General features: G+C 46.4%; 18 protein-coding genes and 1 tRNA gene. 6 read left to right on the top strand and 13 right to left on the bottom strand.

The window, feature by feature from the left end; genetic code table 11:
- Window positions 1-40 precede the first annotated feature (40 nt).
- The 3 genes from ACT6R0_RS02780 to ACT6R0_RS02770 all read left to right on the top strand — a co-directional run bounded on the left by ACT6R0_RS02780 (window position 41) and on the right by ACT6R0_RS02770 (window position 2948).
- Entirely contained in the window at window positions 41-1447 is a 1407-nt protein-coding gene (locus ACT6R0_RS02780) for an MBL fold metallo-hydrolase (protein WP_444651089.1), read from the top strand.
- A 79-nt stretch (window positions 1448-1526) separates the two neighbouring features.
- Window positions 1527-2699, top strand: a complete 1173-nt coding sequence (locus ACT6R0_RS02775; protein WP_444651087.1) for a redoxin domain-containing protein — start codon at window positions 1527-1529, stop codon at window positions 2697-2699.
- Window positions 2700-2867: 168 nt separating this feature from the next.
- Window positions 2868-2948: transfer RNA gene (locus ACT6R0_RS02770), tRNA-Tyr, on the top strand.
- 94 nt (window positions 2949-3042) lie between these two features.
- On the opposite strand, the gene mnhG is transcribed toward ACT6R0_RS02770, so the two are convergent.
- The 11 genes from mnhG to ACT6R0_RS02715 form a co-directional block, all read right to left on the bottom strand.
- On the bottom strand, window positions 3043-3399 hold the full coding sequence (gene mnhG / locus ACT6R0_RS02765) for a monovalent cation/H(+) antiporter subunit G (protein ID WP_444651085.1): 357 nt from the start codon (window positions 3397-3399) through the stop codon (window positions 3043-3045).
- Entirely contained in the window at window positions 3392-3667 is a 276-nt protein-coding gene (locus ACT6R0_RS02760) for a monovalent cation/H+ antiporter complex subunit F (protein WP_444651083.1), read from the bottom strand. The genes mnhG and ACT6R0_RS02760 overlap by 8 nt, the downstream gene beginning before the upstream one ends.
- Window positions 3664-4140, bottom strand: coding sequence for a Na+/H+ antiporter subunit E (locus tag ACT6R0_RS02755; protein WP_444651081.1), 477 nt, complete (start codon window positions 4138-4140; stop codon window positions 3664-3666). Before ACT6R0_RS02755 ends, ACT6R0_RS02760 begins: the two co-directional genes overlap by 4 nt.
- A 7-nt stretch (window positions 4141-4147) precedes the next feature.
- Window positions 4148-5650, bottom strand: coding sequence for a proton-conducting transporter transmembrane domain-containing protein (locus tag ACT6R0_RS02750; protein ID WP_444651079.1), 1503 nt, complete (start codon window positions 5648-5650; stop codon window positions 4148-4150).
- Complete coding sequence (locus tag ACT6R0_RS02745) at window positions 5647-6003, bottom strand: Na+/H+ antiporter subunit C (RefSeq protein ID WP_444651078.1); 357 nt, start codon at window positions 6001-6003, stop codon at window positions 5647-5649. The genes ACT6R0_RS02750 and ACT6R0_RS02745 overlap by 4 nt, the downstream gene beginning before the upstream one ends.
- Window positions 6004-6417 (bottom strand): Na+/H+ antiporter subunit B, encoded by a 414-nt coding sequence (locus ACT6R0_RS02740; protein WP_444651076.1) that lies wholly within the window; start codon window positions 6415-6417, stop codon window positions 6004-6006.
- A gap of 2 nt (window positions 6418-6419) precedes the next feature.
- Window positions 6420-8732: a putative monovalent cation/H+ antiporter subunit A gene (locus tag ACT6R0_RS02735; protein WP_444651074.1), complete on the bottom strand. Its 2313-nt coding sequence runs from the start codon at window positions 8730-8732 to the stop codon at window positions 6420-6422.
- Window positions 8733-8966: 234 nt separating this feature from the next.
- Complete coding sequence (locus tag ACT6R0_RS02730) at window positions 8967-9344, bottom strand: GreA/GreB family elongation factor (RefSeq protein WP_444651072.1); 378 nt, start codon at window positions 9342-9344, stop codon at window positions 8967-8969.
- Window positions 9345-9757: 413 nt separating this feature from the next.
- The gene (locus ACT6R0_RS02725; RefSeq protein ID WP_444651070.1) at window positions 9758-9898 is read right to left on the bottom strand and encodes a DUF2256 domain-containing protein; all 141 of its coding nucleotides are present in this window, start codon (window positions 9896-9898) and stop codon (window positions 9758-9760) included.
- Entirely contained in the window at window positions 9898-11322 is a 1425-nt protein-coding gene (locus tag ACT6R0_RS02720; RefSeq protein WP_444651068.1) for an SDR family oxidoreductase, read from the bottom strand. The genes ACT6R0_RS02725 and ACT6R0_RS02720 overlap by 1 nt, the downstream gene beginning before the upstream one ends.
- Window positions 11323-11341: 19 nt before the next feature.
- Entirely contained in the window at window positions 11342-13096 is a 1755-nt protein-coding gene (locus ACT6R0_RS02715; protein WP_444651066.1) for an FAD/NAD(P)-binding protein, read from the bottom strand.
- A gap of 301 nt (window positions 13097-13397) precedes the next feature.
- On the opposite strand from ACT6R0_RS02715, the gene ACT6R0_RS02710 reads away from it, so the two are divergent.
- From ACT6R0_RS02710 to ACT6R0_RS02700, 3 genes are all read left to right on the top strand, one after another.
- On the top strand, window positions 13398-14087 hold the full coding sequence (locus tag ACT6R0_RS02710; protein WP_444651064.1) for a VIT1/CCC1 transporter family protein: 690 nt from the start codon (window positions 13398-13400) through the stop codon (window positions 14085-14087).
- A 155-nt stretch (window positions 14088-14242) separates the two neighbouring features.
- The gene (locus tag ACT6R0_RS02705; protein ID WP_444651062.1) at window positions 14243-14824 is read left to right on the top strand and encodes a hypothetical protein; all 582 of its coding nucleotides are present in this window, start codon (window positions 14243-14245) and stop codon (window positions 14822-14824) included.
- 4 nt (window positions 14825-14828) lie between these two features.
- A complete protein-coding gene (locus ACT6R0_RS02700) occupies window positions 14829-16952 on the top strand; it encodes a cation:proton antiporter (RefSeq protein ID WP_444651060.1) in 2124 nt (707 codons plus the stop codon).
- A gap of 233 nt (window positions 16953-17185) precedes the next feature.
- Here the strand turns inward: ACT6R0_RS02700 and ACT6R0_RS02695 are convergent, their stop codons facing one another.
- Both ACT6R0_RS02695 and bglX read right to left on the bottom strand, forming a co-directional pair.
- Window positions 17186-19396, bottom strand: a complete 2211-nt coding sequence (locus ACT6R0_RS02695) for a glycoside hydrolase family 3 C-terminal domain-containing protein (protein ID WP_444651058.1) — start codon at window positions 19394-19396, stop codon at window positions 17186-17188.
- 12 nt (window positions 19397-19408) lie between these two features.
- Window positions 19409-21688 carry a beta-glucosidase BglX gene (gene bglX, locus ACT6R0_RS02690; protein ID WP_444651056.1) on the bottom strand — a complete coding sequence of 760 codons (2280 nt, stop codon included), beginning with the start codon at window positions 21686-21688 and terminating at the stop codon, window positions 19409-19411.
- Window positions 21689-21788 lie beyond the last annotated feature (100 nt).

The following is a 21788-nucleotide window of genomic DNA, read 5'->3' as shown; positions in this document are numbered from 1 at the left end:
CTGACCCACCCGAATAACAACACAAGTCAAATATACTATCATGAAGATCGAACAGATATACACCGGCTGCATAGCACAGGCAGCCTACTACCTTGAAAGCAATGGCGAGGCAGCCATTTTTGACCCGCTAAGGGAAGTACAGCCCTACATAGATCGTGCGGCAAAAGACAATGCCAAAATAAAATACATTTTCGAAACGCATTTCCATGCCGATTTTGTATCGGGCCACCTTGACCTGGCAAAAAAGACGGGTGCCCAGATCGTATACGGCCCAACTGCCAACCCTGATTTTGAATCACATATAGCCGCAGACGGCGAAGAGTTTACCGTTGGCAGCTACACCATTCGCGCCATACACACTCCCGGACACACGCTGGAAAGCACCTGCTACCTGCTTATGGAAAATGTGGAGATGACGGGCATAATTACCGGTGACACGCTATTTATAGGCGATGTGGGCAGGCCTGACCTTGCCCAAGCACTCACGTCTGAACTTACACAGGAGGTTTTGGCTTCGCATCTGTATGACTCACTGCGCAACAAGATCATGACCCTGCCGGACAGCCTTATCGTGTACCCAAGCCATGGTGCGGGCAGTGCTTGCGGAAAGAACATGAGCAAGGAGACCACCGACCTGCTAGGCAACCAGAAGAAGACCAACTATGCCCTGAGGTCCGACATGACCAAAGAAGAATTCACAAAAGAGCTGCTTGACGGCCTGGGCGCTCCTCCCGCCTATTTCCCACAAAATGTACTGATGAACATTAAAGGATACGAAAGCCTTGATACCGTACTGGAAAAAGGATCGATGCCACTTTCTGCCGATGCGTTCCTGGCTGCTGCCAAAGAGAACGAGGCATTGGTGCTGGATGTAAGGCACGAGGATGAATTTGTAAAAGAGCACATACCCGGATCGATCTTCATTGGCCTCAACGGACAGTTCGCCCCGTGGGTAGGCGCCCTTATCATGGATGTGAAGCAGCCGCTGGTATTAGTTACACCTGAAGGCAAAGAAGCCGAGACCGTTACCAGGCTGGCACGCGTGGGCTTTGATAAGACGCTGGGCTACCTGAACGGAGGCCTGGAAGCCTGGAAAGCTGCCGGTCATGAAACTGACAGCATACGCTCCGTTTCGCCGGAAACATTTGCCGAAGGGCTTGCCAATGAGCAGAAGATCGTGGTAGATTCGAGGAAGCCGGGCGAGTTTGCGAACGGGCACGTGGCCGATGCGGTGAACATTCCGCTTGACTTTGTGAACCAGCAGCTTGCCGAAGTGCCAAAAGAGGAAGATTTTTACCTGCATTGCGCGGGCGGGTACCGTTCGGTGATCATGGCTTCGATACTGAAAGCAAGGGGCTACCACAACATGATCAATGTGGAAAAAGGCTTTGGCGGCATTAAGAATACATCGGTAAGGACCAGTGTGATCCAGCCTGCCTGCTCGTAAGCTTTAAATATAAATTAAGATCGGAATGGTGCAATAGTTTTCATACTTTTGCACCATTATTTTTAATATAAAAACAAATATGAAAAAAATTCTTTTATTTCTTTCGGCAGCTGCCCTGTTGGCATCGTGCAGCAGGCTAAAGGATAATGAGTACGAGATCACTGGTAAGGTAGATCCTTCGCTTAACGGCAAGAACGTAATGCTCGAGATACAAGGTGGCGTAATGGGCTTTACAGCTAAAGATACCGTGAAGGTTGAAGATGGAAAATTCGTTTTTAAAGGCATCGCTAAAGGGCCGGCGCTTCATTTCATACAAGTAGAGGGCGTGAACGGAAAAGCAGAGATCGTACTTGAGCATGGCGAAATTGAAGTTAATGTAGATAAAGACTCTATTTTTAAATCAACGCAGTCGGGCACGTACAACAACGAGAAGCTTAGTGAATATTACACGGAAATAAATGCAATAAGAAGGAAGCTTATCTCTTTCCAAAAGAATAATGAGCAGGCAATGATGGCTGCTTATAAAGCGAACGATACAGTTGTAATGAATAAGCTGAACAAGACTTACAACGCAATAAGCGGTGAGATGAGGACCTCATCTACAGAATTCATAAAGAAGAACCCGAAGGCATTTATCAGCGTACTGCTATTGAAGCAGCAGGTAGCTATGGGAAAAAACACCCATGCGGAGCTTAAGAAAATGTATGAGGCGCTTGATGCAGAACTTGTGAACAGCACCGATGGAAAAGAGCTTGCCCAGGCACTTGAAAAACTAAAGGCAATGGAGCAGCAGCGTGAAAGCATGAAAGCCAATGCTACGAATACCGAAGTAGGTAAAGTTGCACCGCAATTCAGCGCCCCGGGCCCTGATGGGAAAACAGTTTCTCTTAAGGATGCCATGGGCAAAGTGACCCTGATCGACTTTTGGGCGTCATGGTGCGGACCATGCAGGCAGGAGAACCCTAATGTAGTAGCTATGTATAATGAACTGCACAGCAAAGGGCTAAACATTATTGGCGTATCGCTGGACAGGCCCGGAAAGGATGCCGACTGGAAAAAAGCGATCGCTGACGACAAACTTACCTGGACGCATGTATCTAACCTGAAAGAGTGGCAGGACCCGATAGCCAAGCAATATGGCGTACAGGGCATACCGGCAACTTTCCTTCTGGATGCATCGGGAAAAATCGTTGCTAAGAACCTCAGGGGCGAAGAACTGAAGGCCAAGGTAAAGGAACTACTTTCAAAATAACGTTCTATCTCATTAGAAATACTAAAGATTTCCTTCGGGAGATCTTTTTATTGGATTAATCTACAGGGCATTAAAAAATAGTTGTCAAAATAGCGGTAAATATGTTTGCTTACTTGAAAAACAACCCTATATTTGCAACCGCAATAAGCGAAAGGCTGACCGCCTTATGGGGAGATACTCAAGCGGCCAACGAGGACGGACTGTAAATCCGTTGGGAAACCTTCGCAGGTTCGAATCCTGCTCTCCCCACAAACAAAACCTGCAAATTACTTGCAGGTTTTTTTGTTACTATTCGCTTCTATCAGCATATATAATAGCCTTAAAAGTTTTGTGGAACATCGTCTTATGTTTTAGGCGCATCTTTATCGCCATCAGGTGATGGCTCATCGACTTCTTTATCGACATAGGTATCCTTCCAACGCAAAACCCCGGTATGGTAGGCCACCCTTCCGATCATGTGGGCGGCAATGGGAGCCGTTAATACCAAAAAAAATATTATTGCTATAGCCTTTGTGGTGACCGACACATCGGGAAATATAATAGCCGCACAGATAAGCAATAAACCTACACCCAGCGTAGATGCCTTTACCGTTACCGACAGGCGTAAATAAAAGTCAGGCATCCTCAGAACGCCTATTGAGGCGATCAAAATAGCGAGCGCGCCTATCGTACTTAATATCATCAGCAGTATATCAGTCATCCTTGTTCTTTTTATCTATATAATATGAAAAAGCTATTGTGCCCAAAAAAGCGATGAGGGCAAGTATTATGGCAACATCGAGGAAAACAGCCTGTGACGAAGTGATGCTAAAGGCCGTTATTGCGGCAATACCAATAGTGATCACAAGATCGAGGGCCATTACCCTGTCTACAATGTCGGGGCCTTTGAGCAGGCGGATAAGCGCAAGGCACACCGACAGTGTGAGTATTGGGAAAATTATGTAATTAAAATATTCTGTTAATGTCATCGCAGTAGTTCTAAAAGTTTCTTTTCAAGCCCGTTCCTTATCTCAGAAATAAAATGCTCCCTGTCCTTCAGGTACATTACATGTATAAATAAAACTTTACGATCGTCGCTAATATCCAGGATCAGTGTTCCCGGTGTTAGTGATATAACTGTTGAGAGCAGGTTAATCTCGGTATCGGTAGCAGCCTCCATAGGAAATCGTACGATACCCGGCTTAAAAAAATATTTTGGCGTAACTACATCATAAGCAACCTGAATGTTCGCCATCAGCAATTTATACAAAAAGTAAAATGCAAAAAGCACCGCCTTCGGGATATGCGTAAAGTACCGCTTGTCGTCACCTTTAAGGTTCATTATCCAAAGGATGAAAAATCCAAGTATGAAGCCGAATAACAAATTCGTATAGTACATTTCACCTGTTAACGCCACCCAGATAAAGGATAACAAAAGGTTCATTAAAAATTGCTTTGCCATAATATTCTTATTTACCCAGTACGGCTTTGATATACAATGAAGGGTCTAATAGTTCTCCCGCTATCTTCGAAGAAATAGTAATGACCGTTTCAGCATTAAGGCCTATAAAAAGTGAGCACGCCGCAAGTAGTGCTATAGGGGTCACCAAAAGCGCCTTATTATGCGGCTTAAGTGACTTAAAACTATCCTCAATTATTGCATCTTGCGAAGCAGTTTTCCAAAATACTTTTGCCCAAAGCTTCGCTATGACATATAAAGTTACAAAACTACCAAGAATGATAGCCCCGATGAAGATATGATTGTTTGCTTCGAGAGCTCCTTCTATCAGGTATATTTTCGGCCAAGATCCGGAGAGCGGCGGTATGCCCACCAGGGAGAAAAGTACTATCGCGATCAAAAGGGATAGTTTCGGGTATTCATCATAGATCCCTCCCAGCCTGTCCATATCCATTGTCCCCCTTAACTGGCGTATAAGGCCTGATATGAGGAACAGGTTCGTCTTCACAATAATGTCATGTATCAAATAAAATACCGCCCCGGTAATGGCAACCTTGGTGTATAAACCCAACCCTCCTACAACAAAGCCGATATGGCATACGATGAGGTAAGAGAAAAGCCTTCGGATGTTTGACTTTATAATTGCCCCGAACGCACCTGTAATAATGGTTAAAACCGCCATGACCACGAACATCGCCTTTATAAGATCTGTAGGCTCGAACACCAGTGTAAAGATCCTGAACATCGCATACAGCCCCAATTTTGTAAGCAACCCGCCAAATATGGCCGCCACTGCGGACGGTGGCGTATGGTAAGACGAAGGCAGCCAGAAATACAGCGGAAAGACCGCCGACTTAATGCCGAAACCTACCAGGAAAAAAATAGCCGTAAGATTAACGATCGTCTGGTTTTCCACCAATGGTATCTTACCCGAAAGATCGGCCATGTTCAAGGTGCCGGTTATACCATACAGGATGCCGATACCTGTAAGAAAAAAAGTCGAGGCTAAAATATTAAGCGCCATGTATTTTACCGCCCCTTCCAGCTGTGCCTTCCGCCCGCCAAGGGTCAGCAGGACGAAAGAAGAAATGATCACAACTTCGAACCATACATATAAATTAAAAATGTCGCCCGTAAGGAACGCGCCGTTCAGACCCATGACCAGAAAATGGAATATCGGGAAATAGCCGTAAAGCATACGCGCCCGCCCTACTCCAACGGCAGAGAACAATGAAACTGCCAGCGCCACGATCGATGTGAGCAGGACGAAGGCCGTACTAAAGGTATCTGCCACGAAAACGATACCAAAAGGCGCTGCCCAGTTACCCGCATTCATTGTCAGTATCTCTCCATTAAAAACTTTTATGAAAAGGTTTAGTGAAACGGCAAGCCCAAACAGAGAGCCTGCTACACTGAGAATACGGTGCGTTACTGTACGTCGCCAAAACACCAGCTGTAGCAGCGCGGTAAAAAGGTGAATGAGGACCGGGGCTATTATATTATTATCTATCATAAGTCTTCTTCTTCAGGGGTATTCAGATCGTCCAGATCATCAGATCCTATTAATGCATATACCCTTTTTAAAAGTACGATCGCAAAAGATGTGAGGCCAAAGCTGATCACAATAGCTGTTAATATCAAAGCCTGCGGTATAGGGTCGGCATAAGCGTCGGCAAATGTTTTGAGCCCGGCATCGATTATGGGAGGTTTGCCCTGAGTAAGGTTACCGAGCAGGAAGATGAGCAAATTCGTGGCATTCCCTAAGATCAATATCCCCAATAGCAAACGGACCATGCTTCTTCTAAGCATGAAGTAGATCCCCGCCGCATACAATATGCCTATTAAGATAACTAACAGTAATTCCATTTAATGCGTATCTAATGAAATGGTGAATAATATAGTCAACACTACGCCTACGACCACTAAGTAAACGCCTATGTCAAAAAATAGCGCCGTACCCACCATACCTATCACAGGTATCGACTCCTCATACCAAAGGCCTGTCATTACAGGCAAACCGAACAGTAGCGGTACGAACATGCTTAGTGCGGCTATACCCAAACCGATAGGTATGAGTGACAATGGCTTGTATTTTAAGATCTGCATTGTAGCCGTCGTTCCAAAAGCAAAGCTGTGCAGCACAAAAGCAATAGCTGCCACCAGCCCGCCTACGAACCCTCCTCCCGGATAGTAGTGGCCCCTTAGCAGGAGGAATATTGAAAATATAAGCAGGATCGGCAGTAAATATCTTGAGGCCGCCTGTAACAATATACTTCGCATAGCTATTCTTTTTCAGATGATTTTAATCGTAATTTTAAAAGGCTGTACACTCCAAGTGCGGCAATGGCTAAAACCACTATTTCAAACATGGTGTCAAAGCCCCTGAAATCTACCAATATCACGTTAACAACATTTTTCCCCTTAGCCAGGGTATACGCGTATGTACCATAAAAATCGCTGCTTTCAATGTCTGTAGGTACCTGCAGCACTTTAATGGCCACAATTGCCATTATGAGGCCGAAGGATAAAGACACCAGCGTATCCCGAATTATAATAGGCTTATTTACACCCGGAAATTTTATGAACGGCGGTAGATTGAATAATACCAATACGAACAGGACAACAGTCAATGTGTCAATGGTAAATTGTGTAATGGCAAGGTCGGGTGCGCTAAAATATAAGAACAGGAGACATAAAGCATAGCCTGTCACACTTGTACCTATTACCGCAGTCAGCCGGGATGAAGTGGTCAATGTGACATAAAGCCCTGCAATAAGGAACAGTACCGTTGCACCTTCGTAAACGCTTATGGGCGATAGCCTGGAATAGTCCAGGTAAATTGGCCCGCCCTGCAACAGTTCATAAATAAAAAGCAATTGCGCAAAAATTATTATTTTCAGTATGTACGATCTCAGGAAGCCATTGTGCATTATACCGGTGTACCACTCTGAAAGGCTATAAAACTTTTTTGCGAGCCAGTCATAGGCATATTGTGGCGATACCTTATGATAATTTGCTATAAATGAGAATTTCCCTGCTGATGGCCTGTTTACATAGTATATGATACTTCCCAGGGCCAGTGTTGCTATGCTTAAAATGAGCACCAAATTAAAGCCATGCCATATTTTCAGTTGTAGCTCTACACTATTGCCTGCGATCGAATTCACTGCGGGAGAAATAACCGCATCACCGATCACAGCAGGAAAGCAGCCAAAGACAAACCCTACTATTCCTAAAAATAAGGGAGGAAGCCACATTGCAGCATGAGGTAAACGTATGGCACTGAACTCCTGGGGTAATTTACCTGTAAAAGGTTTGATGCCGGCCATAAAACCTGCCGCCACCAGGCAAAAATTCGTAGCTACTGCCAGTATTGTAAGATAGATAGCAATGAAGGAAGCTGTATTTAAAGTCGCTTCGTATATAAGGTCTTTCCCGATAAACCCAAAAGTGAGCGGCAGGCCCGCGCTTGACAGTGCAGCCAGTACGCCCGCAATATAAACCGGCAGGAGTACCTTTTTCAGGCCGGCAAGCTTTGTAATATCCCTTGTGCCGGCTTCGTGGTCAATGATCCCTGTAATGAGGAACAATGCAGCTTTATAGAGTGCATGTACTACTATAAATGTAGCCAATGCAATGAAAGCCTCTTTGGTACCAATACCTATCAGGAAAACCATGATCCCCAATGCGGATATCGTAGAGTAGGCCAAAACAGCTTTCAGATCTGTCCTGAACAATGAATGTACTGCGGCATATAGCATTGTGAACCCTCCAATGCCCATTAAGGTATACGACCATTCTGTAGTGCCGCCCAGTATCGGCGAAAAGCGTGCAAGCAGGAATATGCCCGCTTTAACCATTGTGGCAGAATGCAGGTAGGCAGAGACAGGTGTTGGGGCTTTCATAGCGCCGGGCAGCCAAAAATGGAATGGGAACTGTGCGGATTTTGTAAAAGCCCCAATAAAAATAAGAACAAGGACAAGAGGATATAAGGCGTGATCTTTAATTTCGGGTGATCCAAGCAGTTCCTGCATGGAATAGGTTCCGGTAATGTGACTGATGATAATTATTCCCGCCATTAGGAAAAAACCTCCCAGCCCTGTAACGCTCAACGCGGTCAGGGCGCTTTTCCTGGACTCTTTACTATCATTATTGAACCCGATAAGGAAAAAAGAACTTATACTGGTCAACTCCCAGAAAACAAACAGCAATAAGATATTATCCGACAGCACCATTCCAAGCATTGCCGACATGAAAAGGCACAGGTAGGCATAAAAACGATCTAAGTAGTTATGCCCTTTTAAATAGGACGCGGAATATAGAAAAACAAGGAACCCGATACCGGTAATAAGCAGCGTGAATAATAGTGAAAGCCCGTCGAGCCTGAAACTGGCATTTACACCTAACGACGGTATCCATTCGGTCGACTCTAAAACTACATTCCCGTTCATTACCTGAGGTATGTATGATGCAAAATACATGAACAGGGACAGCGGTAACAGGCTAAGCAGGTAACGTAGCCGCTCTTTTATAAACTTCCCTGCAGGGAGTAACATACATGCAGCAAAAAAACCGGATAATATAGCAAATAGCATTTATGTTTTCTTTAGGTAGCTAAATATAACAATAAAAGCGGGCATAGCAAAATAACAACCCCCTGAATCCGGGGTATACTAAACAAATTACCCTAATATTTGATCGCAGCAAAGCATATAGTCGTTAATATTAGTGCATTGTTGTGTATTTGTGTTTAACAAACTTTATGGACAGGACATAAAAAAACATCCCTGAAAAAATTCAGGGATGTGTCATTTTCAGCAGGCCAACAGCTACTCTGCCTCTTCTACATTTAGGATCTCAAGTTTTAGGTCACCTTTGGCCGATGGCCATTCTATCAGATCGCCTACTTTGTAGCCTACCATCGCGATCCCCTTATCAGAAAGGATACTGATCCTGTTCTTGCCCGGCTTAGATCTTTTAGGGCCAACGAACAATACCGTTTTTTCTTCGTTGTTGGAATGGTCCCTGTAGGTTACTTTCCGGTTTACCGAGACCACATCTTCAGGCAGGTCCTTCCGTAATACCTGCGAAGCTTTTTTAAGCTCACCTAAAAGTAATATTTCCTCCTGCGCCGTTACTTTTTTTCTTCTTACATGATCCTTTATCAGGTCGTACAATCCTGTTGTTAAAATTATATTTTGTGACATATCTTTCCTGTATCTCCAAGTTTCATTAGGCATGAAGCATAACTCTCCATTGAATGCCACTAGCTCATTTGGCTACAATGACCGCCTGACACTAATGAAACCGGTTAATAATTATATAAAGCTATTTAGGTGGGGGGGTCCCTGTCCAGAGTTGAGACAGGGCTTAATGAACGAACTCCTTCGAACTCCTTAAGAACGCGTCATCATGCAGATATCTTAATGTGCATACCAGTCGCGTCAAACCATTATCAGATACATAAAAATCCATGGTGTCATGATCTTATACTATTCCTTTACCTGATCTGAGATCGTAATAAGCCGGAATACTATTTATTGTTGTAGCATTATACAACAAAAAGCGCGCCAAACGAAGAACGTGATCGAAAACTAACCGTCTCCTCTATATTTACCTGTCATGGTTTTAAGCTGCTGCATTTCTTACTGCAATAGATCACCTCATCCCAGCATCGTTCCCATTTTTTTCGCCACGCGAAAGGCCGCTTGCAGACAGGGCAGGTCTTTTCAGGAAGATGTTGCTTCTTTATGCCTTTCATCAGTCGTTAGCCACTATCTTATTGATCATTCCGTTAAAAATGAAGTAATGGAAAGGCAGGACGGCATACCAGTACAGCCTGCCGGCAAGTCCCAGCGGCCTGAAGGTGGCGGTCTGGTACACTTTATCTCCTTTTATCCTGAATTCCAGCCATGCTTCGCCGGGCATTTTCATCTCAGCATATAACAGGAGCCTCTTATCTTCCTGGCTGGCATAGATCACCCGCCAGAAGTCGACGGTGTTGCCTGTGGTTATTGAAGCCTTGTTCGTACGTCCGCGGTTAAGGCCAACTCCCCCGAACAGCTTGTCGAGAAAACCCCTAAATTCCCATAGCCAGTTGCCATAATACCATCCCGATGATCCGCCAATAGCGAATATGCGGTTCAATGCCTTTTCGGTATTTTCGGCTGTACGGACTTTTTTATCTGTAAATACGCCAAACTCAGGGACTCTAAGCTGCTTCTTTACCATCTGCTTTGAATACGTTCCGCCCATGGCATCCTTCCAGCTTGACAACACAAGGTTTTGCTCGATCTTGTCGAAGGCGATCCTGATGGCCTCCCTGTACGGGACGGGCTGGATGCCCAAACGGTCTTTCAGGTCATTAGGCTCCGCCACTACGTCAACGCTCATGCTGTCTACAAGGTTTTTAGCCAGCGCGTACGAAGTTGTGGTCACGAAATATAACCAGTACGAGGAAAGCTTTGGCGTCATTACCGGGACCGTGATGATACGCCTCTTCAACCCGCGTTCGGCAGCGAATTCCAGGAGCATTTCTTTATACGTTAAAATGTCTGGCCCGTAAATATCATAATGCTGCCCGAAAGTAAATTCCCTGTCCAGGACTCCCGACAGGAATTCGATGACATTGCGGATGGATATCGGCTGGCACTTTGTCTTTATCCAGCGGGGCGCGACCATAACAGGCAACTTTTCTACCAGGTCACGGATAATTTCGAACGACGCGCTTCCTGAACCTACGATTATTCCTGCCCTTAATGTGGTGACCGGCACGTTGCCGGAGTTTAGTACCTCCTCTACCTTTTTGCGTGAAGCCAGGTGTTTTGAAAGTTCATGGTCGTTCACGATCCCGCTGAGGTAGATAACCTGCCTGGCGCCGGTCTTGCCGATCGCGTCGACAAAATTCAGGGCCGAGGCTTCCTCCTTACTGCTGAATTCCCCTGAGGCACTCATTGAATGCACTAAGTAGTAGGCAGCATCAATATCGTCAGGAAATGCCTCAAGGCTGCCTTTATCAAGAAGATCAGCTTCAATGACCCGGAGATTATCTCTCTTGCCGTACTTTTTAGCATTGAACCTTGAAGCATCCCGTACACAGCACACCACCTCGTGGCTCTGCTCAAGCAACACAGGCAGCAGCCTTTGGGCGATATATCCTGTTGCACCGGTTAAAAGGATCTTCATAAGCTGTATATATTTTATTTTATGCTACGCTATCCATTGGCCGTAGCACAGGACGCCCTGATAATTGCATTACGGCGTGCTCCTTACCTTTAAGCAGGCTTTCTGCAATGCGCTTTGACGCTTCCTCGCAAAAGTCCAAGCCTGAATAGTCAGGGTTATATCCTCCCATCAAAGGCACCGCCATCATATAGATCGCGTCATTGGCCCTTCCTTCTTCATCCACGATACGGAAACGATCGTCCACAGCGACACCTGAGACGTTAAGGTAATAGGTGCCTGCCACAATTTCTACATCTGCAGGGTGGTCCGCTTTGTAGCGCAGCGCGGCTTCCTCACTGCGAAAGGCCAGCCTGGCCTGCGACACAGTTCCCGCATTTGCCAGCCCTTTAAAAGGGAAATCACTTAGATCGATATGCGGCTGCCCTGTACAGTCTATAAAAGTATTATAATTTATTTCAAGGTCTTTACCGGCTTCATCAGTATAGTGATAGGTGATGCCGCCACCGGGACGTTGCTCTATAGAACTGTCATTCCCAACATTTACCAGATCAAGGGAGCCTGCTTTATGGAGGGCCAGGAGCTCTCGGCATGAAGACTGTGGAATGTAGGCGATAACGAGCGAGATGAGCGGATGGAGCGTGGCCTTGAATCGGAGCATGTCTTCGGCCGAAAAGTATTTGGCCGGGTAATTCATGGCAAAGCTCAGTACACCCAGCATTTCCTTCCAGTATACAGACTCTTTACGCCTGATGGACTTCGCGGCTTCATTACATTCCGACCTCATCATCACAAAAGGATCGACACGGTGCCTTACTTCAAGCATAGAATCAACAAATCTCTCCATGTTCATATCCTTGACCTTGTTATAAAGGTCGGGTGATGATTGCCGGAGGGGCTCCAGGAAGTCCTTTTCGAATATATAGTCCAATGACAGGAAGCCATCGTTCCTTCTCTTATGTTCCTCTATCTTAACTTCTGTCAGCAGCGAGGGGTTTTTCAGGTGGGGATCGGCAAGGTGAAATCGTACAGCTGGGAGCATACCGCTGCGGCAATGGAGCACGATCTTAAAATCGGGGCTATCGGTGTCCGGCTTGTAAACCAGCTCATCGTTCTTCCTGGCCGAGAACGCTCCATTAGCACGTGCCAACGTTTTAATAGCATCTACCGCGGTCAATGATGCTCCTTTTATGGCTACAGCATGGTTAAGCTGCAATGATAGCTTTTGGGGTGGATAAGGGCTCTTGTAAACTCCGGTAGCTGCCTCATCCTTATCCGTTGGGAACCGATGGCCTGTACATATCACTACCTTGTCGAATAAATAGCTCTTACTGCCTTCTACACTTACTATGACACTCCTGCCCAAATAGTTGATATCATTTACCATAGTACCCGTACATATATCCGTTTTTATGCCTTTTTCCCGGCCGTTACTTATAAGGATATTGAATTGAGATTCCAGGTAATCGCCAAAAATACGGCGGGGAAAGACCTTGTAAGGACTGTAATTTGTAGTACTATCGGCTATGTCAGCATTTCGTGCTTCCCACCACTCCATCGGCGTTTGTGGCAATTCAGGGATCTCATTCGCCGAAACATTGGTCACATGCTCAGCCTCGGCGCCGCATTTGCTGTAAGGCATACCTGCACCAAGACGTTCAGACCTTTCGAAAATGGTAACGTGAACAGCGGAATTTTGTGCAATTATTTCTTTATACATGAACATTGCTGCCGGCCCTCCCCCTATCAGAGCGATCTTTGTATGCTCTTTTTTCATATCATTTGGCTTTTTGTATAAAGTTATCCTGTAAATACGAGGCATTATGTTGTAAAAAAGATAATTGGCAAAGTATTTACAGATCGTTGAACTGATATTGGAAATTTGATGGTGTTCAGGCCCTGGTATATTTGCTTTTGTTGATCGGATCAGACCAGTTTACTGAACAGATCGGAATTTAGTGTTAAAGACATCCGACCGGAAGGCTTTGAACGGGCATCAAAGCAGGGATAAATTTGAACCGGCTTGAAGGATATGATAGTTATGATTAATTTTATGATCACGATCTAAAATAACGAATATGCAGAACGAGACACATTTCATAAACAGGAGCGGATGGCTCAGGGCTGCGGTCCTTGGCGCGAATGACGGTATTTTATCAACTACCAGCCTGGCAATAGGTATTGCCGCTGCGAGCGAAACAAGGGCGCCCATCGTACTTGCTGCCGTTGCGGGCGTGGTCGCAGGTGCTTTATCCATGGCAGCCGGGGAATATGTTTCGGTAAGTTCCCAAAGTGATATTGAAAGGTCAGACCTTGAGCGCGAAAAAAAAGAACTTGATGAAATGCCAGGGGCGGAACATGAGGAATTGTCCCAAATATATATTTCCAGAGGGCTTAAGCCCGATCTCGCAAGGGAAGTTGCCACACAACTCACAGCACATAACGCACTGGAAGCCCACGCCCGGGATGAGCTTGGGATCAATGACATGACTCAGGCAAAACCGCTACAGGCGGCTATAGCCTCTGCCCTGGCATTTTTGTGTGGGGGTGCGCTGCCCCTTTTGGTAGCCCTGTTCGCACCCGTGCAGCATATGGTATTATATCAATATTGCTGCGCTATCATTTTTCTTGCTATATCAGGGACACTAGCAGCCGGGGCGGGAGGTTCGAACAAGCTAAGGTCGATCGTCCGGATATGCGTGTGGGGAACGATCGCTATGGCGGCATCTGCCTTAGTTGGGTACTTCTTTGATGTTAATGTATCGTGATACAGGTGTTGCAACGAACAGGGTCCCTTACAACTACTGTAATGCCGTGAAACCAAAATTTTTAATGAGGAAAAGTTAAAAACCTTCATAAAATCGTGTAAAGGGCGCAATGAGTTTTTGCTTTTTTAATATCTTGAAGGTTAAATCACTTTATTATGGTCTTACAAAGGATCGGGGCAGTGGCATTATTAGTGATATCACTATGCTCCTGCGCCGGAAAAAAAGAAGAGCAGCTTAAAGCCAGGGAAGAGAACCTCCGTGCGCGTGAGGATGCTTTTAAGGCAAAGGAGCAGGACTATGCCGAACTTATCGCATTACGGGACAGCATAAGGCATGCCGACTCACTAAGTAGTGTCAACGAAGTCATTGTACCAAAAGTTTGGCCCGACAGCCTTGCCGGGGAATGGAGCGGAAAGATGCTTTGCAGGGAATCATCCTGCAAAAATTATGTAATAGGTGACCAACGGACTGAAAAATGGCTTTTCAGCAACGATTCACTAGGACTTGTTGTAAAAGTAATGGACAATGAAAAGTTTAAAAGACAGCTGCGTGCGGAAATGACAGGCAAAACCATCCGCCTCTCAATGGCAGCTGACACTACAACGATCAACAGGTTAAGCATTGAAGCCACCCTGGATGATGTAAGGTCAAAATTGATCAGGGGCAGCCAGTCATTAAAAGGAAAAGATGACTGCACCGCTAAATTTTCAGTGGAACTAACCCCCGTCAAAAAATAAGATCATGGCCCTAAGCATCCAGCACCTTACACTTCCCATAGAAGACCCCCTTTTGAAGTTCCTCCTGGAGCTTATCATCATTTTATGCATCCCGCTATTCCTCAATAAGATCAAGGTGCCCCATATCCTTGGGTTGCTCATTGCGGGCGCAGTGGTTGGCCCTAACGGTTTTCACCTTTTGTCCCGCGACTCCAGTATTGTGGTCACCGGCACGACAGGGCTACTATATATAATGTTCCTTGCGGGGCTTGAGATCAACATGGGTGACTTTAAGAAGAACAAATGGAAAAGCATTACATTTTCACTTTACACCTTTGCGGCGCCATTCGTTCTCGGTTTTGTGGGCGGATATTATATCTTAGGGTTCAGCCTGCTTACATCGGTACTCTTTGCAAGCCTGTTCTCTTCCCATACGCTGATCGTCTACCCTATGGTAAGCAGCCTGGGCATTACACGCAACCTTGCCGTGAACCTTACTGTTGGAGGCACGATGATCACCGATGTGCTTTCACTTGTGGTCCTCGCCGTGGTCGTAGGTATGTCGCAGGGTGAAGTTGGGCCATCATTTTGGGCAAGACTGTCGGTATCAATGGTAGTGTTCGCGCTGATAGTACTGCTGTTATTTCCCATTATAGGCCGGTGGTTCTTCAAAAATGTGAGCGATAAGATCTCACAATACATATTTGTTCTGGTAATGATCTACATGGCTGCCTTATTGGCAGAACTTGCAGGCATCGAAGCGATCATCGGGGCATTCTTTGCCGGGCTTGCCCTTAACAAGCTCATACCCCACTCTTCTTCTTTAATGAACCGTGTAGAATTTATCGGGAACGCAATATTCATCCCTTTCTTCCTTATCAGCGTAGGTATGCTTATCGACTTTGCGGCCTTTATAAAAAGTTGGGAAACCCTTGGGGTAGCAATGATCATGCTCGTCGCGTCTATTGGTGGAAAATATGCCGCAGCGATCGCAACGCAAAAAACGTTCCGGCTTACTGCTGATGAGGGTAAATTAATATTTGGGATGAGCGCTGCATCGGCGGCGGCCACACTTGCATCGGTAATGGTAGGCTACAATATAATCCTTTCAGAGAATGAACTGGGAGAGCCGGTAAGGCTGCTCAATGAGCATGTACTTAATGGCAGCATCCTGCTCATACTTATATCCTGTACCATATCTTCTTTCATATCAATGGCGAGTGCCCAACGCATTGCCAGGGCCGAAAAAGAAAATACAGTATCTGGAAAGAGTGAGGAAAAAGAAAATATCCTGTTAGCGATCAACCACCAAAGCACTGTAGAGAACATTGTCAATCTCGGTTTGCTGGTAAAGACCCATTCCAATAAGGACCGCCTTTACGGCCTGAACATAATAGCCGAGGGACTGAATGAATCGTCAGCAAAAAATGCCGAAATGCTGCTTGGTTCGGCCGTACGGCTTGCTGCCGCCGCGGATACTATCCTCAAGCCGATAACCAGGCATGATAATGATGTGGTAAGTGGTATAAGCAATGTAGTAAAGGAACAGAACGTTACCGACCTGATCATAGGCTTGGAGCGGAAAAAAGGCTTCTCCGCCTCGTTCGTTTATAACCTCCATAAGGGCTACCTTAAGAACAGGCACATCAATGTATTGGTTTACCATGCAGCCCAGCCGATCGCTACGGTTAAGGACTATACGGTACTTATACCTGCCCATGCCGAAAAAGAAGCAGGTTTCTTTCATTCGCTTCTCCGCATTTGGAACATTAGCAGAAACTCTGGTGCAAAAATGAATTTCTATGCGAGCAGGGAGATCACCGAGATCTTGAAAAGCATAAAAAGCAAGGTTAATATCGAGGCGTCATTCATGGAGATCGCATCCTGGGATGAGGCAGAGATGGCTGCGGAAAAAGTGGGTGAAGATACCGGCCTGATCCTGATGATGGCGAACAGGGGAATGGACACTTACTCTGAAAAAATGCAAAATGTGCCGGATATGCTCAATAAGTCGTTTAGCGGAAACAACTATATCCTGATCTATCCTTTCTCGACAGTACAGGATACGGAGGTGGAGAGGCGCGCCGTTAGCAACCATCAGGATTTTGCAGAGATCGGAAATATGATAAGTGCCGTTTTCCGTGCCTAGTACTACTTAAATAAGCATTATAACCTTTTTACCCGGACAAGATCGTTATCTTCAGATCACATGCATTGAGCTATTTCATTTGGCTGTAACGGCAGAGATCTTCATGGTGCAATCCATTATTAATCGGCGTTTTAGATCCAACCGTAACTCCATAAAAAGAAAGAGGCCGCCCCACGAGCACGGGGCAGCCATCGATCCTCTGTTTAAAAAACAGAACCAAACCAACCAATTTATTATCTGAGCGTGATCTTTACTTTACCTTTTATATCCTGCGACGACGCGCCAACAAGCAACTCAAAATCACCTGCCTCGGCAACCCAATCGTGTTTTTTATCATCAAAATAGCTGAGGTCTTCTTTATCAATGGTGATCGTAACTGTCTTTTCCTCCCCTGCTTTAAGGTACACCTTATCAAAGCCTTTTAATTCTTTTACCGGCCTTGGCAATGATGACTTAAGGTCGGCGACATATAACTGTACTACCTCTGCCCCACTGCGTTTGCCTGTATTTTTTACTTTGACCGAAACTGTAACGGTTTCGTTTTGTCCTATAGATGCCTTATCTGCCTTAATATCGCTGTATTTAAACGTTGTATAGCTCAGTCCGTGGCCAAAAGGGAACAGCGGCTTGATGTTTTGCTTTTCATGCCACCTGTAGCCTGTGAAAATACTTTCTGTGTAGATCACTTCATCTCCCCCGGGAAAAGCATTATTGGCATGGGCTGCATTATCTTTCAATGCTATTGGGAAAGTGAACGTCAGCTTGCCCGAAGGATTCGCATCCCCAAACAGTACAGATGCAATGGCATTTCCTGCCTCAGTGCCCAAAAACCATCCCTGAACGATCGCCGGAACCTGTTTTTCCCATGGCATGGCTACCGCGTTACCTGAAATATTAAGGAAAATGATATTAGTGTTCGCTTTCGCTATGGCACTTATCAACTCGTCCTGTCCATACGGAAGCTCCAGGCCTTTGCGGTCGTTGCCCTCACTATCCTGGAGATCGCTCTTGTTAAGTCCACCGATGAAGATAACGATATCCGCATCTTTTGCAACTTTCAGCGCTTCGGCTTTAAGCTCTGCCGCACTACGGCTGTCTTTCAGGTTCTGCCCCGATACCACGCCGTTATAGTCGCCGCTGGCATCGCCTACATAGCCCCTTGCATAAACAACCTCAAAGTCCTTCCCGGCCCTTTTCTTAATACCGTCAAGCGGGGACACTTCATACAGTGCCTTCAGCGAAGAGCTTCCTCCGCCCACTGTCATCATTTTTATGGCATTCTCGCCAATTACAGCTATGCGCTTGTGCTTCTTTGCATCTATCGGTAGCAGTGCGTTTTTATTCTTAAGCAGTACAATGCCTTCTTCGGCAATTTTACGGCCTGCCAATGCGTGTTCCTCCGTCGCGAAAGAACCGAAAGGCCTGCTCCTGTTCATCGTTGTCCTGAAAGTAAGGCGCAGTATGTTGCGTACTTTTTCATCCAGTTCTTTTGTCCCTACCTCACCCGACTCTATCATTTTCAAATACGGCACTGCGAGGTAATAGTTGTCATACGCATTGCTCTTGCCCCAGGTAAGCCCATCGGTCCAGGTACCGAACTCCATGTCCAGCCCGTTGAAGATTGCTTCTTTGGTATTATGCACCCCGCCCCAGTCGGCCACCACAACGCCGTCAAAGCCCCATTCCTTACGCAAAATGTCCTGAAGCAGGTATTCGTTGTGGCACGCTTGCTGGCCTTTATATTTATTATAAGCGCCCATTATCGCCCACGCGCCGCCTTTTTGCACGGCTGCCTTAAAGGCCGGGAGGTATATTTCGTAGAGTGCACGGTCGTCCACGATCACATTTACACCGTGCCTGTTGGTTTCCTGGTTGTTCAGGGCAAAATGCTTTACGCACGCCGCCACACCGTTCAGCTGTACGGCTTTAATGTAAGGGACCACCATCTCCCCTGCCAGGAACGGGTCTTCGCCCATGTATTCAAAGTTCCTGCCGTTTAGTGGGCTGCGGTACATATTAATGCCGGGACCTAACAGTACATTTTTGTTACGGTAGCGCGCTTCCTCACCAAGGCTTTTCCCATACAAAGTAGCCAGATCCCTGTTCCATGTAGAAGAAAGCGCTGTAAGCGCCGGAAAGGCTATGCAGGAATCATTTGTCCATCCTGCCTGCTCCCATTCGTCCCAACGGACTTCCGAGCGTATGCCGTGTGGGCCGTCGGTCATCCAGTTTTCGGGAATGCCCAGCCTTTTTACACCCGGTGAGCTGAATTTGGACTGGGCATGTATCATCGCTATTTTCTCTTCGGTAGTCATCCTGGAAAGCGCGTCCTCAATGCGCTGCTCTACCGGTTTGGCATCGTCAAGGTAGAGCGGGAGCGACTGCTGTGCATTGGCGTTGAACGCCAACAGGATTAAGCAGGCCGTAATTATTTTTCGTGTCATGGTAGTTGGTGATTATTTAAGGTTGAATGATGCCGTTCTTACCGCATCGCTGCTGCCGCCGATCATGACCTCGAAAGCTCCCGGTTCGCTGGCATGTTCCAATTCGGTGTTGTAAAATTTAAGCAGGTCGTTGGTAATGGTGAACGTTACCGTTTTCGACTCGCCCGGTTTCAGGAGTATTTTTTCAAACCCTTTCAGTTCTTTTACAGGCCTTGACACGCTCCCTACCATATCCCTGATGTAAAGCTGCACGACTTCGGCACCCTGCCTAGCTCCTGTATTTTTAACCGTTACCGTTGCCGTGATGCTTCCCGATGCATTCATGTCACTTGCGCTCAGTTTAATGTCGCTGTATTCAAATGTTGTATAGCTAAGTCCGAAGCCAAACGGATACAACGGCGCGTTCTTTTCGTCCATATAGTTGCTCCTGAACTTTTCAAAACCTTTGTCAGACGCAGGCCTTCCCGTCATAAGATGGTTATAGTACAGCGGGATCTGCGCTACATTCCTTGGGAAGGTAGAAACAAGTTTGCCGCTTGGGTTCACGTCGCCAAAAAGGACATCGCCTATGGCCTGTGCGGCCTCTGTACCGCCAAACCATACATTAAGTATCGCGGGCACGTTCTCCTGTTCCCAAACCAAGGTCATGGGGCGACCTGCAAACAATACAAGCACAACAGGCTTTCCTGTAGCTACCAGCTTTTCCAAAAGTCTTTTTTGCACCGCCGGTATGCCAATGTCCGTACGGCTGCTGGATTCCCCGCTCATCTCTGAAGCTTCGCCCATGGCAGCAACGATCACATCGGCCTGTGAGGCAATTTTGAGCGCTTCTGCCGTAAGTTCTTCCTCGCTCCTGTTATCCCTTGGTATGTCCCTGCCGAACATCGTGGCATCCTGCTGCATTTTCGCATCTTCTATGAGATTGGAGCCAACCGCATATAATATGTTAGTCTTTTTGCCAGCAACATCCTTTAACCCTTCAATAAGGCTAAGCGGTTTTTCGAGCTTGGCGGCCACGCTCCAGGTACCAACCATATTCGATCGGGTATTCGCCAATGGCCCAATAACAGCAATGGTTTTTGACTTATCAAGCGGGAGTACATTGCCTTCGTTCTTTAGCAATACAAAACTTTCCGACGCTGTTTTCTTGGCAATGGCGCGGTGCTCTGCAGTATATATCTCTTTTTTTGCCCTTTTGCTGTCGCAGAATTTATACGGGTCTTTGAATAGCCCCAGCTTGTATTTGGCTTCAAGGATACGGCGGCATGCTTTATTTATCTCTTCTTCAGGAACTTTTCCTTCCTTTACAGAAGCAACAAGTGTATTCAGGTAACCTTCAGCTACCATATCCATATCAAGCCCGGCGTTCATGGCAAGCATAGAGGCCTGTTTCAGGTCGCCCAGCCCATGGCTTGTAACTTCGGCTATTCCGCCGTAGTCGGCCACAACAAAGCCATTAAAGCCCCACTGGTTTCGCAATACTTCGGTAAGCAGCCACTTGTTGGCATGGGCAGGCACCATGTCGACAACATTGAATGATGCCATTACGCTTCCCACTCCCTGTTCTACCGCCGCTTTGTACGGATAGAAATAGTCGTTGTACATACGTATATGGCTCATATCGGCGGTATTGTAATCCCGTCCTGCCTCCCCTGCGCCGTATAGCGCAAAGTGCTTCACACACGCCAGTATGTTCGTTTTTTCTGAAAAGCTGTTATCCTTACCCTGGTACCCCCTTACCATGGCTTTGGCTATTGCACCGCCAAGGAATGGGTCTTCGCCGCTGCCTTCAGATACGCGACCCCATCGCGGGTCACGTGCAATGTCAACCATGGGGCTAAAGGTCCAGTTGATGCCATCCGCGCTTGCCTCTATGGCAGCTATCCTTGCCGACCGCTCGATGGCCTGCATGTCCCAGCTGCACGCGATCCCTAATGGGATCGGGAAAACGGTCTCATATCCGTGTATCACGTCCATCCCGAAAAGCATCGGTATTTTCATCCTGCTCTCCTCAACGGCTATTTTCTGTATGTTCTTTATCTTGTCGGCTCCCTTGATGTTAAACATTCCGCCTACCTGTCCTTTGCGGATCTTACCTGCTATGTTGCTGTTGCTCCCAAGGCCGGTTATGATATCGCCTTCGCTAGGCAGGTTCAGCTGGCCTATCTTTTCCTCAAGGGTCATCTTGGCCATCAGGCCGTCGATAAAACTATCCATTTTAGGGTCCCTCTGCTGGGCATTGGCCTGCAGCACCGCACTGGCAGAAAGGAGTAACAAAATTATTCGCTTCATGGTTTTACTTTTTACAGAACCTGCACCGGCAGATACTTTCAAGGCAAAGCTAAAACGTTATAGCGAAATAATTAGGCGGCAAAAAGTAAAATGTAGATTG

Source organism: Flavobacterium sp. (assembly GCF_052437795.1).
Classification (GTDB): Bacteria; Bacteroidota; Bacteroidia; order Flavobacteriales; family Flavobacteriaceae; genus Flavobacterium.
This window is presented reverse-complemented; position numbering and strand designations above follow the sequence as displayed.